Origin of the sequence: Variovorax sp. OAS795 (genome assembly GCF_040546685.1) — a bacterium.
GTDB lineage: Bacteria > Pseudomonadota > Gammaproteobacteria > Burkholderiales > Burkholderiaceae_C > Variovorax.
The window spans coordinates 1320873-1336599 of the sequence record NZ_JBEPOH010000001.1 but is presented as its reverse complement, the minus strand read 5'-3'; the positions used below and the strand labels follow the sequence as shown (position 1 = coordinate 1336599).

Genomic DNA, 15727 nt, shown 5'->3' with positions numbered 1-15727 from the left:
CAAGGGGCATTTCAGCCGAACCCGAGCTGAACGACCGTGCGCCCCGGTCGGCTTTCGAGCGCAAGCTGTACGCCGACCGCGGCCGCGCGCTCCAAAAGCGCCCTGGGCACCCGCGATGCATCGAAGCCTTGTCCATCGTCGATCACCCGCAGATGCACCGCACCCGCTGGCGCGTCCGCCTCGATGCGCAGGGATTTCGCGTGGGCATGCTGAAGCACATTCGAAATGGCCTCGAACAGCAGGAACTGCAGTTGCCGCATGCCCTGCGCGTCGAGGCGCTTCACGGTGGGCACCTCGTCCACGGCCCACTCCAGGCGGATGCCGGCAGCCGCGAGCCGCGGCTCCAGCCGGTAGCGCAAGGCCGCCAGCAGCGCACCGACGTCGCCTGGCGGGAGGTGGATGGAATCGATCGACAGCTTGAGCCTGTCCAGCGAGTCGCGCAGCGTGCGCAGCAGCTCGTCGGAACTCGCCTGCCCCGACTGCAGTTGCCGGATGGCCGAGCTGATGTGCGAGCCCACGCCATCGTGCATGTCGCGCAGGATGCGCTCGCGCTCGTGGGTGCGGGCCTGGTCGCGCGCCACCTGCTCCAGCGCCGCGAAGGTGGACGCGAGTTCGCGCTCGCGCTGCGCCACGCGCTCGGCCAGCGTGGCGACCCAGCCCCGCGCTTCGATGGTGGCTGCCCGGAAGCGCTGCAGCACGATCAGAAGCAGCGCAATGCCGAAGAACACCGACGAATACCGCACCCAGGTGGTCTCGCCGTAGGCATCGCTCAGGCGGATCACCAGCCAGTCGCGGGTGCCGAAACCCAGTGTCACCAGCGCGGCGGCCGCCACCAGCAGCCGCCCTGTGTTCGGCTGCACGATCGTGGCCACGGCAAAAGCGCCGACGAACAAGGCAATGAACACGATCTCCGCGGCCAGCCAGCCAGTGAGCCAATACGGCTCTTCGCGGTACAGCGCCATCGCGCTCGCGGCGATCGTTCCCGCCACCACCGAGGCCACGGGCCAGCGAAGCCAGCGCATGCGGGCGCTGCTTTCCCAATTCGCGAGGTGATAGCAGAACATCATGGCGGAAGCGGCCCAGCCAGCGTAGCAGGCGGCCATGAGCACGCCCCAGGCCGGCCAGGGCAGCGGCGGCTCGGCGATCACGCCGTCGGCCACTCGCAGCGCCCAGCAGAATTCGGCCAGCGCAGCCCAGAAATACACACCGTCGCGCCGCCCGCTGCCCGGGGCACCGGCATCGACCTGCGTGAGCCACAGGGCCAGCGCGATGCCGCCGACGATGAGGCTGAAGGCGGTCAGGAGCACCGAGCCGGTGAAGCGCCAGGCATAGGCACTCTCGAACAGCTCGGTGCGCACCGGCGTCGCGGGTCCGATGGTCACGCGGGAAAGCCCGGCCCGGCGGGCGCTGTCGGCGCGGATGCGGATCTGCAGGCGGTTGTCGCCCGCCTTCAGCAAGTGCCCCGGAACCGGCACGTAGATCGGGGCCTTGGCGTAGTCGGCGCCGTTGCCCCGTGCCAGGTCCCCGTAGACCTGCAGCAACGCGCCGTCGAGGCGCACCTCGAGCACGTTGCCGGCGCGCGGAATGAAGATGCCCCAGGGCGTCGCAGGCTCGGACGCGAGCGTGAACGGCAGGTCGAACTCGGCAAGGCCAGGGCGTCCGGCGTGCTGGCGGTCCCAGTGGTAGGACAGCTCGACGGGCGCTTTTTCAGTCACGCCATCGATCGTCGTCGTGACGGTGCCTCGCCGCAGCTCGATGGGCGTATCCGCCGGTGCGGCGCCAACGGCAGCGGCAACCGCCATCAGAAGCACCGCGAAACACAGCGCGAGAAAAGCCCTTCCCGGGCTTGCGAACGATCGCCCGGCCACGCCGCTCAGCCCGGGTGGGACAGCAGGCCGAGCCGCGTGGCTTCGAACACGGCCTCGCTCTTGGAGTGCACCGCCAGCTTGCCGTAGAGATTCTTGATGTGCGTCTGCACCGTGTGGACGCTCAGCCCCTTGAGCCGTGCAATTTCCGCGTAGGAGAACCCGCGCGCGATGAGCGTGAGCACCTCGTGCTCGCGCGCGGAAAGCAGGCTCGGCGCCGCGTTGTCGGCGGCTGCCTCGGGTGTGGCGGCGGCAGGCGTGCCGGCCAGCTGCAGGCTGCGGTACTTGGCAAGCACCCGCCGCGCAATCATCGGCGAGATGGGCGATGCGCCGGCCTTCATCTCGACGATGGTCTGCGCGATGTCCTCGGGCGCAGCGTCCTTGTGGATGTAGCCCACGGCGCCGGCCTCGATGCTGGAGAGCACGTTCTCTTCGTCCCCGAATACGGAGATCACCAGCGGCTCGCAGCCGGGAAAACGCGCCACGGCCTCGCGGATCACGTCCAGTCCGCTGCCGTCGGGCATGCCCAGGTCGACCAGCAGAACGTCCGGAATGGTGGCGGTCTGGGCCAGCCAGGCCAGCGCCTCGGTCACGGTGCCGGCGCTTCCGAGCCAGAACAGGCTGGGGCTGCGCTGCACGCTGGCTTCGAAGAAGGCGCGCGCGCGGCTGTCGTCCTCGACGACGAGCACGCCCCAACGGCGTGTGGTTCCCGCATCCAGAGCCTCGATGTTCATGGGCGTGAGCATAAGCCTCGGCGGGAGGTAAAAAGGTCGCTGAAGCTCCCGCTTTCATGGGATGTTGAGGCCCCTGCGGGCCGCCAGACTGCGGCTGTCTTCCCATTTCCCCCGGGCGGCCCGGCTGAAAGCGCTGCGATCCCGATTGAATACTTTGGATTTCCCCAGGCAAACATCGAGCGGATCGGGCGACGAATTGCCCGCGTTCAGCAAGTCACGGTGGTACGCCGGGTTCGGGCAAAAAGTCCGCATACCGAAGCCTTCCGTTGCGCATGGCGCCTCGCGCGCACGGACGTCATGCAAAATTACCCGGCTCCTTCGATGAGGGAGTTGCGTCGATCGCATCACCTTCAGTCTCCACCACGCATGGACTCGCATACCACTCATCTGTTGTACCTGCATGGATTCCGCTCCTCGCCCCGTTCGACCAAGGCGCGGCTCATGGCACAGCGCGTGGCGCGGGACCATCCCGACCTGCAGTGGTGGTGCCCCCAACTGCCGCCTTCCCCCAAGGAAGCCATCGACATGGTCATGAAGGGCATCGCGGACTGGCCGCGCAAGTCAATGGCGGTGGTGGGCTCATCGCTCGGAGGCTTCTATGCGACCTACGTGGCGGGCATGACGCGATGCCGCACCGTGCTGCTGAATCCGGCGGTGCACCCGGCGCGCGACCTCGCGCGCTACATCGGCGACCAGACCACGTGGCAGGACCCGTCGGAGCATTTCTATTTCCGGCCCGAGTACATCCAGGAATTGCGCACCATGGAAGTCGGCGCGCTCACGCGGCCCGAGCGCGTCCTGGCCATCATCGCCAAGGGCGACGAGGCGCTCGACTGGCATGAAACCTCGGCGCGCTACCCCGACAGCAACATCAAGCTGATCGAGGGCGGCGACCACGCGCTGTCCGATTTCGAGGAAAACCACCTCGACGACGTGCTGGCGTTCATCAACCCCATCTGAAGATCCCGACAGGCCCACACGGAAGCGGGCAGGCCAGGGGGCGTACCAAGTCTGGGACAATCCGGGCATGTTTGTATTGTTTGAAGAAGCCGGCAAGTACCTCGGCGGCCGCGTGCTGTCGGAGGCCGAAGCATCGGCGCAGGTCGAGCTCGACACCGGGAAGCGCGTCAAGGTCAAGGGCGCCAACATCGTCCTGCGTTTCGAAAAGCCGGCGCCGGCCGAGCTGATCGGCGAAGCGCGTGCCCTCGCGGCGGCCATGGACCTGGACCTCGCCTGGGAATTTGCGCCGGAGGGCGAATTCAGCTTCGGCGATCTCGCGTCCGACTATTTCAGCGACAAGCCCACGCTCGCGCAGCAGGCCGCCGCGCTGTTCGCGCTGTTCGAGGCACCGCACTACTTTCGCCGCGCGGGCAAGGGGCGCTTCAAGAAGGCGCCCGCCGACATCGTGCAGCAGGCGCTCGCAGCCATCGAGAAGAAGAAAGCCGTCCAGGCGCAGATCGTCGAATGGGCCGGGCAGCTGGCCGAGGGCATCTGCCCGCAGCCGATTCGCGAACAGCTCTACAAGATCCTGTTCAAGCCGGACAAGAACGCGCCCGAATACAAGGCCGTGGTCGATGCCTCGCGCGCCACGCAGCGCCCGCCGCTCGAACTGCTGGAGCGTGCCGGCGCCATCGATTCGCCCTACCAGTTCCACTGGCGGCGCTTCCTGTTCGAGAACTTTCCCAAGGGCACCGGCTTTCCGGCGCTCGCCGCGCCGGCCATCGTGGACGACCTGCCGGTTGCCGCGGGCGTCGAGGCGTTTTCGATCGACGATTCGCAAACGACTGAAATCGACGACGCGCTCTCGGTGCAAGGCCTCGGCACGGGCACCGTCACGGTGGGCATCCATATCGCGGCGCCCGGCCTCGCGCTGACGCCAGGCAGCCCCATCGACCAGGTGGCGCGCACCCGGATGTCCACGGTCTACATGCCGGGCTACAAGATCACCATGCTGCCCGACGAGGTGGTCAACGCCTACACGCTGCTGGAAGGCGGCGACCGCCCTGCGGTGTCGCTCTATGCGCGCTTCGACGAAGCCACGCTCGCGCTGCAATCGACCGAGACCAAGCTCGAACGCGTGCCCATCGTGGCCAACCTGCGGCACGACCAGCTCGACTGCGTCGTCACGCAGCCCTGGCTGGAGGACGCATCGTCCACCAGCGAGAACACGCCCGAAGCTGCGGCAAGGCTGCGCGCTCCGCTGTCCTTCCTGTTCCGCCTCGCGAGGCAGCTGAAAGCCCAGCGCGAAGTGGTGCGCGGCAAGCCCGAGAACTTCAACCGGCCCGACTACAACTTTCGCCTCGTCGGCAACGCCGGCGAGCCGGAGGGCAGCGAGCAGGTGCAGATCACCACGCGCCAGCGCGGCGCGCCGCTCGACCTGATCGTGTCGGAGGCCATGATCCTGGCCAACAGCAGCTGGGGCGGCTGGCTCGGCGAACTCGGCGTGCCGGGCCTCTACCGCAGCCAGGCCAGCCTGGCGCCCGGCATCAAGGTGCGCATGGGCACGCGCGCCCTGCCACACGCGGGCCTGGGCGTGAAGAGCTATGCCTGGAGCACTTCGCCGCTGCGCCGCTACACCGACCTCGTGAACCAGTGGCAGATCATCGCGGCCGCGCGCCACGGCAAGACCGCCGCGCTGGCGGCGCCATTCAAGCCGAAGGACGCCGACCTGTTCTCGATCCTCTCGGGCTTCGACGCCGCGTACGCGACCTACAACGCCTACCAGGGCGGCATGGAACGCTTCTGGACGCTCAAGTACCTCGAGCAGCAAGGCATCACCGAGCTCGAGGCCACCGTGATCAAGGACATCCAGAACGGCGCCCTCGTGCGTGCCGACCACCTGCCGCTCGTGTTCCCGGTGGCCGGCCAGCAGGAGCGCGGCGCGCGGCTGCGCGTGAAGCTCGGCGAGATCGATGAAATCGCCCTCGACGTGCACGGCACCGTGCTCGAGCGCCTCGACACGCCCGCGGCCGGCGCCCCGGCCGAAAGAAGAAGGCGGCGACGAGGAACTGGAAGAAGTCGCCGGCCCCATCGCCATTGCTGTCGACCTGACCGACAGCGAGGCGGCACCGGAGAACACGCCGGCATGAACTTCAGGGACCTGAGCACGCTGCAGATCGCACTCGGCGTGTCGGTCATTGCGCACGCCGCCCTTCTTGCGGTGCGCTTCGTCGACCCCGAATCGTTCAATCGGGTCTTCAGCGAAACGCCGCTCGAAGTGATCCTGGTGAACAGCAAGACCCACGACAAGCCCGACGCCAACACCCGCGTGGTGGCGCAGACCTCGCTCGCGGGCGGCGGCGACCTCGAACGGGGCCGCGCCACCAGTCCGCTCCCGCCGTCGAGCTTTACCGCCGTGGGCGATTCGGTCGAGGACGCGCGGCGCCAGGTCGAGGCCATGCAGGCCCAGCAGATGCAATTGCTTGCCCAGCTCAAGCGCGACCTCGCCGCCATGCCGGCACCGGACCCGCGTGCCTCGGGCGACCCGAAGGAAGCCGTCGCCCGGGAAGAGAAGCGGCGCCAGATGGTGGAACTGCTGGCCGAGATCGAGCGGCGTGTGAACGAAGAAAACGCGCGTCCCAAGAAGCGCTACCTGAGCCCGTCCACGCGCGAGGCGGCCTACGCCATCTACGTGGACTCGCTGCGCCGCCGCATCGAACTGCGGGGCACCGAGAACTTTCCCACCGCGGCCGGCAAGAAGCTCTACGGCGAGCTCAAGATGACGATCACCATCAACCACGACGGCAAGCTGCTCGACACCGCGGTGGATGAGAGCTCGGGCGACACCACGCTCGACCGGCGCGCCAGGGCCATCGTGCAGAGCATCGGCGGCTTCGGAAAGTTCACCGATGCCATGCGCAAGGAAACCGACCAGATCGTGCTGCAGTCGCGCTTCAAGTTCACTCGCGACGAAACCATCGAACTCTCGTCCCAGTAGCAACGCGACAACAGCGAATCACGGCACCATGGACCTGTACTGCGTAGTGGGCAATCCCGTCGAGCACAGCCGCTCGCCCCGGATCCATGCCCGGTTCGCCGAGCTCTGCGGCCAGCAGATGGACTACAGCCGCCGGCTGGTGCCGATCGGCGCCTTTGCCGAGGGCATTGCCAGCTTCAGGCGCGAGGCCGCCGAGCGCGGCGACGCGGCACGTGGCTGCAACGTCACCGTGCCTTTCAAGTTCGACGCCGCGGCCATTGCACAGCACACCAGCGAGCGGGCGCTGCTCGCGCAGGCGGTCAACACGCTGCGCTTCGAGGCCGATGGCAGCATCCATGCCGACAACACCGACGGCATCGGCCTGGTCAACGACATCGTGCGCAACGCCGCTGTGCCGCTGGCGGGCCGCGAACTGCTGCTCATCGGCGCAGGCGGCGCGGCCGCGGGCGTGCTCGGGCCGCTGCTCGATGCGGGCGTCTCGCGCATCGTGGTGGCCAACCGGACGGTCGGCAAGGCCATGGCCCTGGTGCAGCGCCATGCCGCCCTGGCACTGCAGCGCGGCGCCACGCTCGAAGCCTGGGCGCTCGACGAGGTGCCCGGCACCTTCGACATCGTGGTCAATGCCACGGCGTCCAGCCTTGCGGGCGATGCGGTGCCGGTGCACGCGCAGGTGCTGCGCGAGGGGGCGCTGGCGGTCGACCTGATGTACGGCCCCGCCGCCGCCGGCTTCATGGCCTGGGCCGAAGCGCACGGCGGCGTGCCGCGCGACGGGCTTGGCATGCTGGTCGAGCAGGCGGCCGAGGCCTTCGAGATCTGGCGCGGCGTGCGCCCGCCAGGTGCACAGGTGCTGGCCGAGCTGCGCGCCGCGCTCGCCGCCGGCCAATGAAGGGGCTGCTGCGCCTCGTTGGCTGCCTGCTGCTGGCGGCCGTGGCGCTGGAGCTCTTCTTCGTGGCACGCATCGCGGCCATGGCGGCGGTCGATCCGCAAAGCACCGCGTTCCAGCGCTCCGAAGCCTGGCAGATCGCCGTTCACCAGGGCAGCAAGGGCGCATGGCGCCAGGAGTGGGTGCCGTACGCGCAGATCAGCGACAACCTCAAGCGCGCGGTCATCGCCAGCGAGGACGCCGACTTCATCGATCACAACGGCGTGGAATGGGAAGCCATCGAACGCGCGCGGCAGCGCAACGCCAAGGCCGAGGAGCTCGCGGCCCGGCGCGCGGCGCGTGCCGTGGCGCGCGGCAAGCCGGTGCGGCCGGTGCAACTGCGCGGCGGCTCCACCATCACGCAGCAGCTCGCGAAGAACCTGCTGCTTTCCGGCGAGCGCACGCTGCTGCGCAAGGGCCAGGAACTGGTGCTTGCCACGCTGCTCGAGGCGCTGCTCGACAAGCGCCGCATTCTCGAGATCTATCTCAACAACGTCGAGTGGGGCGAAGGCGTGTTCGGCGCCGAGGCCGCGTCGCAGTATTACTTCAGGAAGCCTGCTTCACGCCTCGGCGCCGGCGAGGCCGCGCGCCTGGCCGTGATGCTGCCGAGCCCCAAGTTCTTCGAGCGCCGGCTGGGCTCGGGCTATCTCAGCGGCCGCGCATCGACGATCATGGCGCGGATGCCCGCGGCCGAGCTGCCCTGAAGGCAGCGCAGCGCGCTTCGATGGCCAGCACGACCGCGAATCCGATGAGGTAGGCCAGCACGTCCCACGCATCGGGCGTGCTGCCGAGCACGATGCGCAGGGCCCGGTTCGGAATGTGCAGGTGCCAGGCGGAGGCCACGAACTGTCCCAGCTCGACCGCCAGGCCCACGCCGAGCGCGGCCAACGCCAGGGGCAGCACGCGCGCGGCAACGAAGGCCTTGAAGACGACGTAGACCCACGCCACGGCCAGCACGTCGCCGAAGAAACTGCGCAACCAGCCCCAGCGCGCGCCGACGGTGGCCAGCAGCACGAGCACAAGGAACAGGGCCACCGCCCACGCCAGAGAAAGAGGATCGAAACGCCATCGCATGCCCCGTATCATCGCGCCCATGCTGGCAAAGCTCACGGGTTGGTTGTTGTTGGGGATCGTCCGGTTGCTCACGGGTGCCCAGGCGCGCTGGTACGGCTGCCCGCCCAAGGCCGAGCAGCGCATCTATTTCGCCAACCATCAAAGCCACGCCGACCTGGTGATGATCTGGGCCGCGCTCCCCGAGGAGCTGCGCAGCATCACTCGGCCCATCGCGGCGCGCGACTACTGGGCCAACACGCCGTTCAAGCGCTGGATCACGACGGAGGTGTTCAACGCCGTGTATGTGGAGCGCGGGGCCACCGCGCCGGCCGAACCCAGGACGCCTGCGCAGCCCCCCATGGACGCGGTCGCAACGCCAGCCGAGCGCATCGACCCGTCGATGGAGCCGCTGCTTCCCGTTGCGCCGCTGATCGTCGATGTGACGCCGGAAGCCGTGGACGAGGTGCAAGGCCGGCTCGATCTTCCTGCGCCTCCCCCGCCTCCCCCTCCGCTTCCTGCCCCGCCGTCCCCACAGGTGCAGCCGCCCGCAGCGGAAAGCACGGAGCCGCCTCCACCCGATCCGCTCGCGCCGCTGGTCGAGGCGCTGCAAAGCGGCGACTCGATCATCATCTTTCCCGAAGGCACGCGCGGCCACACCGGCGAACCGCAGAAGTTCAAGTCGGGCCTCTACACGCTCGCGACCCTGTTTCCCGACGTGGTGCTGGTGCCCGCCTGGATCGACAACGTGCAGCGCGTGATGCCCAAGGGCGAGATCGTGCCGGTGCCGATCCTGTGCTCCGTTACCTTCGGGGCGCCGGTCCGGGTCGAGGAGGGCGAAGAGCGCCGGCCTTTTCTCGATCGCGCGCGTGCCGCGGTGATCGCCTTGCGCGACGTCTGAGCGAAACCTTGCGATGAATCAGTTCCTGCGCAGCCTCACCCCGACCGAGCAGGTCGCGGCCCTCTTCCTCATCGTCTTCGGGCTGCTCGTGATCGTGAGCACCACCGCCTTCTTCCTCACGTTCCGGGAGCGGCGCAATCCCGTGCATGACGCCGCCTGGCAGGCCGAGCTTGCGCACTACCGCAAGCTCCTGGGCACCACCTGGTTCATGGTGATCGTGTTCTGGGTCGGCTGGGCGCTGGGCGAAACGGTGGCCACCGTGCTGTTCGCGCTGATCGCCTTCTTTGCGCTGCGCGAGTTCATCACGCTCTCGCCCACGCGGCGCGGCGACCACCGCAGCCTGATTCTGGCGTTCTTCGTGGTGCTGCCGATCCAGTTCTGGCTCGTGGCCACCGCGCGCTTCGACCTGTTCACCGTGTTCATCCCGGTGTACGTGTTCCTCGCGATCCCGGTCGCGAGCGCGCTGGCCGACGACCCGAGCCATTTCCTGGAGCGCAATGCCAAGCTGCAGTGGGGCATCATGGTCTGCGTCTACGGCATGAGCCATGTGCCGGCGCTGCTGCTGCTGAGCTTTCCTGGCTACGAGGGCAAGAGTGCCTTCCTGGTGTTCTTCCTGGTGTTCGTGGTGCAGACCTCGGTGCTGGTGCAGCACGTGATTTCGCGCCGCTGGCAGCGAAAGCCCTTTGCACCCAACGTGAGCCGAAGCTTCAACTGGACCAGCTGGGGCATCGGCATCGTCGTCGCCAGCCTGGTGGGCGCGCTGTTCTCGTTCATCACGCCGTTCAAGTTCGGCCAGGCGCTCGCGGTGTCCGTCATCGCGTGCATCGCGGGCTCCATGGGGCACCTGGTGATGAAGGCGCTCAAGCGCGACCGCGGCATTCCCAACTGGGGCAAGAAGGGCGTGGGCGTCACGGGCGCCAACGGCCTGCTCGACCGCGTCGATGCGCTGTGCTTCGCGGCGCCCATCTTCTTTCATTCGATCCGCTGGTACTTCAACCTCTAGCATGCGCATCCTCGGCATCGACCCCGGCCTCCTGACCACCGGCTTCGGCGTGGTGGATTCGGACGGCCATGCGCTGCGCTATGTCGCGAGCGGCACCATCAGCACGCGGCACCTGGGCAGCGGCAACCTGCCGGCACGCCTGAAGGTGCTGTTCGACGGCATCGCGGAAATTGCCGCGCGCTACCAGCCCGATGCCTCGGCGGTGGAAATCATCTTCGTCAACGTCAACCCGCAATCGACGCTGCTGCTGGGCCAGGCACGCGGCGCCTGCGTCACCTCGCTGGTCAACAGCAATCTCGCCGTCGCCGAATACACCGCGCTGCAGATGAAGAAGGCCGTGGCGGGCCATGGCCAGGCCGGCAAGGCGCAGGTGCAGGAGATGGTCAAGCGCCTGCTCGACCTGCCGGGCCTGCCGGGCGCCGATGCGGCCGACGCGCTGGGCATTGCCATCACGCATGCGCAGGTGGGCCGGTCGATGGCGCGGCTGGCCGAGGCGGCCGAGTTGTCGAAGACGCATGCCGGGACCTATCGGCAGGGTCGTTCGAGATAGTGGAGAACCCCGGCGCTAGACCACCCGCTCCGCGATCAGCACCGCAAAGAAACCGAACGCCGCCAGCAGCGTCCACTTGAGCACGATCCAGCCAAAGCGGCGGTACTTGGCCTGCCCGGTTCCGGCATAGAACGCGAACGACACGCCGGCCACCAGCAGGAGCAGCAGGATGGCCCAGCGGAAGAGAAGCATCGTCCGGGCGGCCCTTACCAGGCCCGCGCCACTTCGCCGAAACCGCGCGGCGCACGCTTTTCGTCCTCGAAGGTGACGACCTCGTAGGCGTCGCTGTTCGCCAGCAGTTCGCGCAGCAGCTTGTTGTTGAGCGCATGGCCCGAGCGGAACGCGGTGTAGGCCGCCAGCAGCGGCTTTCCGATGATGTACAGGTCGCCCATGGCGTCGAGGATCTTGTGCTTCACGAACTCGTCGTCGTAGCGCAAGCCACCGGCATTGAGCACCTTGGTGTCGTCCATCACGATGGCGTTGTCGAGCCCGCCGCCGAGCGCCAGGCCCTTGCTGCGCATGTACTCGACCTCCTTGGTGAAGCCGAAGGTGCGCGCGCGCGCGATGTCGCGGCTGTAGGAGTCCTTGCCCAGGTCGAACTCCACGCGCTGGCCGGTGGAGTTGACCACGCGATGGTCGAAGTCGATCTCGAAGCTCAGCTTGTAGCCGTGGTACGGCTCCAGGCTCGCCCACTTCTCGTTGGCACCCTCGCCTTCGCGCACTTCGACCTTGCGCGTGACGCGGATGAAGCGGCGCGGCGCCTTCTGCAGTTCGATGCCCGCGCTTTGCAGCAGGAACACGAACGACGAGGCCGACCCGTCGAGGATCGGCACTTCGTCGGCCGTGATGTCGATGTAGAGGTTGTCGATGCCGAGGCCCGCGCAGGCCGACATCAGGTGCTCGACCGTCTGCACCTTGGCCCCGCCGGTCGACACCGTGGAAGCCAGGCGGGTGTCGGTCACCGCCTCGGCGGTCATGCGGATGTCGACGGGTTCGGGCAGGTCGACGCGCCGGAACACGATGCCGGTGTCCGCCGGCGCCGGACGCAGCGTGAGCTCCACGCGTTGTCCGCTGTGGAGCCCCACGCCCACGGCGCGGCTGATCGACTTGAGGGTTCGTTGTTGCAGCACGCCGGCGATTTTAGGCGCCCGGGACGCGTGCCGTCCTATGCCCCTCGCTATGGCACCGATAGACATAGGTTCTATTTCCAGCGCGGGCGATGGACGCAAAGGGCACGAAGCGGACGCAGCGCGTAGAGCCGGCGGAAGTCCCTTTCAGGTCTTCCCCGTACCCCTTGCGAACCTTCGTGCCCTCTGCGTTCGGTGGCCTGCGTCAATCGGCTTGACGGCGCAGGAAAGCGGGAATCTCGAAGTCGTCCATGCCGCCCGACGACAGCGCATCGACCTTGGCCGCGGCCATCGTGCGGTTGGTGCGCCACACGCTGGGCACCGCCATGCCGTCGTAGTTCGGCTGGCCCATGCTGTGGCCGCCGTGGCCTGCATGCCCGGCGCCGAGCGTCGGCACGTTGAACGGGATGTTGTCGGTGCCGGTACGGATCACTTCGAGCGTCGGTGCCTGGCGGCGCGCATCGGCGCGCGACAGGCCGGTGGCCACCACCGTGACGCGCATCTGGTCGCCCAGGCTCTCGTCGTAGGCGGCGCCGTAGATCACGTGCGCATCGGGCGAGGCGTAGGCGCGGATGGTGTTCATCGCGAGCTTCGACTCGTTGAGCTTGAGCGAGCCCTTCGAGGCTGTGACGAGCACCAGCACGCCCTTGGCACCCGAGAGGTCGATGCCTTCGAGCAGCGGGCAGGCCACGGCCTGTTCGGCGGCGATGCGAGCGCGGTCCGGGCCGGCGGCGGCGGCCGTGCCCATCATGGCCTTGCCCGGCTCGCCCATCACGGTGCGCACGTCTTCGAAGTCGACGTTCACGCCGCCGTACTCGTTGATGATTTCCGAGATGCCGCCCACGGCGTTCTTGAGCACGTCGTTGGCATGCGCGAAGGCTTCGTCCTGGGTGATGTCCTCGCCCAGCACGTCGAGCAGCTTCTCGTTGAGCACCACGATCAGCGAGTCGACATTCGCCTCGAGCTCGGCCAGGCCGTTGTCGGCGTTGGTCATGCGGCGGCCGCCTTCCCAGTCGAAGGGCTTGGTCACCACGCCCACGGTGAGGATGCCCATCTCCTTGGCCACGCGCGCAATCACGGGCGCCGCGCCGGTGCCGGTGCCGCCGCCCATGCCGGCGGTGATGAAGAGCATGTGCGCGCCGTCGATGGCCGCGCGGATGTCGTCCACCGCGGCTTCGGCCGCATCACGCCCCTTGTCGGGCTTGCTGCCCGCGCCCAGACCACTGGTGCCCAGCTGGATGATCTTGTGCGCGTTGCTGCGCTGGAGTGCCTGCGCATCGGTGTTGGCGCAGACGAACTGCACACCCTGCACGCCACGCTCCATCATGTGCGCCACGGCATTGCCGCCGCCGCCGCCGACTCCGATCACCTTGATCTGGGTGCCTTGGTTGAATTCTTCGACTTCGATCATTTCGATGGTCATTTCTAACTCCTTGAATTTGCAGTTGCCGTTGTGTATCTGTGGATCTTTTAATTGTCTTGACGCGTTCAACGAAGGCTGTCGTCAGGGCGGTGGACCTGTGCGCCGCCATCGCTCGTTGAAATGCAGGGGCGGACCGCCGCGTGCGAGCCAGAGTGGGGATCGGTTCATGGTCAGAAGTTCCCCACGATGAAGTCCTTGAAGCGTCCGAACGCAGTCTTTACGGACCCGTTCTTCTGCGCGACCTTGAAACCGCGCAGGCGTGCGAAGCGCGCTTCCTCGAGCAAGCCCATCACCGTGGCGGCGCGCGGCTGCGCGACCATGTCGGAGAGCGCGCTCGAATACTTCGGAATGCCGCGCCGCACCGGCTTCAGGAAGATGTCTTCACCGAGTTCGACCATGCCCGGCATCACGGCGCTGCCGCCCGTGAGCACCACGCCGGACGACAGCACCTCTTCGTAGCCCGACTCGCGCACCACCTGCTGCACGAGCGAGAAGATTTCTTCGATGCGCGGCTCGATCACGCCTGCCAGCGCCTGCTTGCTCAGCATGCGCGGGCCGCGGTCGCCCAGGCCGGGCACTTCCACCTGCGTGTCCGGGTCGGCCAGCAGTTGCTTGGCATAGCCGTTCTCGACCTTGATGTCTTCCGCGTCCTTGGTCGGCGTGCGCAGCGCCATGGCGATGTCGCTGGTGATCAGGTCGCCCGCGATCGGGATCACGGCCGTGTGGCGGATCGCGCCGTTGGTGAAGATGGCCACGTCGGTGGTGCCGGCGCCGATGTCGACCAGCACCACGCCGAGCTCGCGCTCGTCTTCGGTCAGCACCGCCTGGCTGGAAGCCAGCGGATTGAGCATCAGCTGGTCGACTTCCAGCCCGCAGCGGCGAACGCACTTGATGATGTTCTCGGCCGCGCTCTGTGCGCCGGTCACGATGTGTACCTTGGCCTCCAGCCGCATGCCGCTCATGCCGATCGGCTCCTTCACGTCCTGGCCGTCGATCACAAACTCCTGCGGCTCCACCAGCAACAGGCGCTGGTCGCTCGAGATGTTGATCGCGCGCGCGGTTTCCACCACGCGGGGCCACGTCGGCGGGCGTCACTTCCTTGTCCTTCACCGCCACCATGCCGCTCGAATTGATGCCGCGGATGTGGCTGCCGGTAATGCCGGTGTAGACGCGGCTGATCTTGCAGTCGGCCATCAGCTCGGCCTCCTTCAGGGCCTGCTGGATGCTCTGCACGGTGGCGTCGATGTTCACCACCACGCCGCGCTTCAGGCCGTTGCTCGGCGCAATGCCGAGTCCGGCGAGCTTCAGCTCGCCGCCGGGCAGCACCTCGGCCACCACCACCATCACCTTGGCGGTGCCGATGTCGAGTCCGACAACCAGGTCTTTGTATTCTTTGGGCATTGAATGTCCTCGGTATTCGCTGTTTATTTCTTCTTGGTCTTCGGGTCGGTGACGACCGTGGTGACGCCACGAAGACGCAACGCATAGGCATCGTTGTGGCGCAGGTCGGCCCCTTCGACGTCCGCTGCGGTGCGGTGGTATTGGCCCGCGACCTGGGTCACGGTCTTGAGAAAGCGCTGCGTGCGGGCGGCCACCTCTTCGGGCTGGCCGCGGCCGAGCTCGATCTCGGCGCCGGTGTCGAGCACGACCTTCCAGCTGCCCCGGCTGGACAGCGTGAGTTCTTCCACGCCGAAGTCGTGGGGCTGGAAGATCGGTGCGAGCACGCGGTACATGCCCAGCACCTGCCCGGCCTGCTCCACCGGTCCGTCCAGCCGCGGGAGCTGGTCGTCCACCTCGGCCACGTTGGCATCGAAGACTTCGCCGAAGCCGTTGATCAGCTTGGAGCCGGCCTCGTCGCCCCAGGTCGCCACGGGCACCTGCTCGGTCAGGGTCACGCGCAACATGTTCGGAAACTCGCGCCGCACCACCGCCTTGCGCACCCATGGCACCGACTCGAACGCCGTGCGCGCACGCGTCAGATCGACGGTGAAGAAGTTGCCGGCGAGCTGGGGCGCGACGTTGGCACGCAGCGTCACGGCGTTGTTGTGCGTCACGTCGCCGTCCACCTTGATGCCGGCCGATGGGAAAGAAGGGCTGGCGCAGCACCCACCATGCGCTCGCCGCCAGCAGCATGAGCGCCACCACCACGAACGCCAGGTTCGAGACGATGTTCATGAGCTTGACGTCAAAAGGCACGGGGATGCTATCTGCCATG

The 15727-nt window shown here is 67.6% G+C and carries 13 protein-coding genes and 3 pseudogenes; 8 read left to right on the top strand and 8 right to left on the bottom strand.

Annotated elements, in window-relative coordinates:
• Positions 1–11: 11 nt before the first annotated feature.
• Positions 12–1802: a sensor histidine kinase gene (locus tag ABID97_RS06325; RefSeq protein WP_354397678.1), complete on the bottom strand. Its 1791-nt coding sequence runs from the start codon at positions 1800–1802 to the stop codon at positions 12–14.
• Positions 1803–1873: 71 nt separating this feature from the next.
• Entirely contained in the window at positions 1874–2611 is a 738-nt protein-coding gene (locus ABID97_RS06320) for a response regulator (protein ID WP_354397677.1), read from the bottom strand.
• Between the two features lie 354 nt (positions 2612–2965).
• On the opposite strand from ABID97_RS06320, the gene ABID97_RS06315 reads away from it, so the two are divergent.
• From ABID97_RS06315 to mtgA, 5 genes and pseudogenes are all read left to right on the top strand, one after another.
• Positions 2966–3559 (top strand): YqiA/YcfP family alpha/beta fold hydrolase, encoded by a 594-nt coding sequence (locus ABID97_RS06315; RefSeq protein WP_354397676.1) that lies wholly within the window; start codon positions 2966–2968, stop codon positions 3557–3559.
• 67 nt (positions 3560–3626) lie between these two features.
• Positions 3627–5688: pseudogene (locus ABID97_RS06310) on the top strand (ribonuclease catalytic domain-containing protein).
• A complete protein-coding gene (locus ABID97_RS06305; RefSeq protein ID WP_354397675.1) occupies positions 5685–6536 on the top strand; it encodes an energy transducer TonB in 852 nt (283 codons plus the stop codon). The pseudogene ABID97_RS06310 and the gene ABID97_RS06305 overlap by 4 nt, the downstream one beginning before the upstream one ends.
• Before the next feature lie 28 nt (positions 6537–6564).
• Positions 6565–7422, top strand: a complete 858-nt coding sequence (aroE, locus tag ABID97_RS06300; RefSeq protein WP_354397674.1) for a shikimate dehydrogenase — start codon at positions 6565–6567, stop codon at positions 7420–7422.
• On the top strand, positions 7419–8162 hold the full coding sequence (gene mtgA, locus ABID97_RS06295) for a monofunctional biosynthetic peptidoglycan transglycosylase (protein ID WP_354397673.1): 744 nt from the start codon (positions 7419–7421) through the stop codon (positions 8160–8162). The genes aroE and mtgA overlap by 4 nt, the downstream gene beginning before the upstream one ends.
• Here mtgA and ABID97_RS06290 read toward each other — a convergent pair.
• Positions 8128–8544 (bottom strand): ribosomal maturation YjgA family protein, encoded by a 417-nt coding sequence (locus tag ABID97_RS06290; RefSeq protein WP_354401683.1) that lies wholly within the window; start codon positions 8542–8544, stop codon positions 8128–8130. The two genes, mtgA and ABID97_RS06290, sit on opposite strands and share 35 nt — an antisense overlap.
• Before the next feature lie 7 nt (positions 8545–8551).
• Between ABID97_RS06290 and ABID97_RS06285 the strand changes: the two genes are divergently transcribed.
• From ABID97_RS06285 to ruvC, 3 genes are read left to right on the top strand one after another with little or no spacing between them, the layout of a single operon-like run.
• Complete coding sequence (locus ABID97_RS06285; RefSeq protein ID WP_354401681.1) at positions 8552–9409, top strand: lysophospholipid acyltransferase family protein; 858 nt, start codon at positions 8552–8554, stop codon at positions 9407–9409.
• Between the two features lie 13 nt (positions 9410–9422).
• Entirely contained in the window at positions 9423–10412 is a 990-nt protein-coding gene (locus ABID97_RS06280; RefSeq protein ID WP_354397672.1) for a phosphatidate cytidylyltransferase, read from the top strand.
• A 1-nt stretch (position 10413) separates the two neighbouring features.
• Positions 10414–10962 carry a crossover junction endodeoxyribonuclease RuvC gene (gene ruvC / locus ABID97_RS06275; RefSeq protein WP_354397671.1) on the top strand — a complete coding sequence of 183 codons (549 nt, stop codon included), beginning with the start codon at positions 10414–10416 and terminating at the stop codon, positions 10960–10962.
• 15 nt (positions 10963–10977) lie between these two features.
• Here the strand turns inward: ruvC and ABID97_RS06270 are convergent, their stop codons facing one another.
• The 5 genes and pseudogenes from ABID97_RS06270 to ABID97_RS06250 all read right to left on the bottom strand — a co-directional run bounded on the left by ABID97_RS06270 (position 10978) and on the right by ABID97_RS06250 (position 15726).
• Positions 10978–11154 (bottom strand): hypothetical protein, encoded by a 177-nt coding sequence (locus ABID97_RS06270; RefSeq protein WP_012746075.1) that lies wholly within the window; start codon positions 11152–11154, stop codon positions 10978–10980.
• Positions 11155–11168: 14 nt separating this feature from the next.
• Positions 11169–12092 carry a UDP-3-O-acyl-N-acetylglucosamine deacetylase gene (lpxC, locus tag ABID97_RS06265; RefSeq protein ID WP_307638897.1) on the bottom strand — a complete coding sequence of 308 codons (924 nt, stop codon included), beginning with the start codon at positions 12090–12092 and terminating at the stop codon, positions 11169–11171.
• A gap of 202 nt (positions 12093–12294) precedes the next feature.
• Positions 12295–13512 carry a cell division protein FtsZ gene (gene ftsZ, locus ABID97_RS06260; protein ID WP_354397670.1) on the bottom strand — a complete coding sequence of 406 codons (1218 nt, stop codon included), beginning with the start codon at positions 13510–13512 and terminating at the stop codon, positions 12295–12297.
• A 170-nt stretch (positions 13513–13682) separates the two neighbouring features.
• Positions 13683–14913 (bottom strand): annotated as a pseudogene (gene ftsA, locus ABID97_RS06255) (cell division protein FtsA).
• 23 nt (positions 14914–14936) lie between these two features.
• Positions 14937–15726 (bottom strand): annotated as a pseudogene (locus ABID97_RS06250) (cell division protein FtsQ/DivIB).
• Between the last annotated feature and the right edge of the window lies 1 nt (position 15727).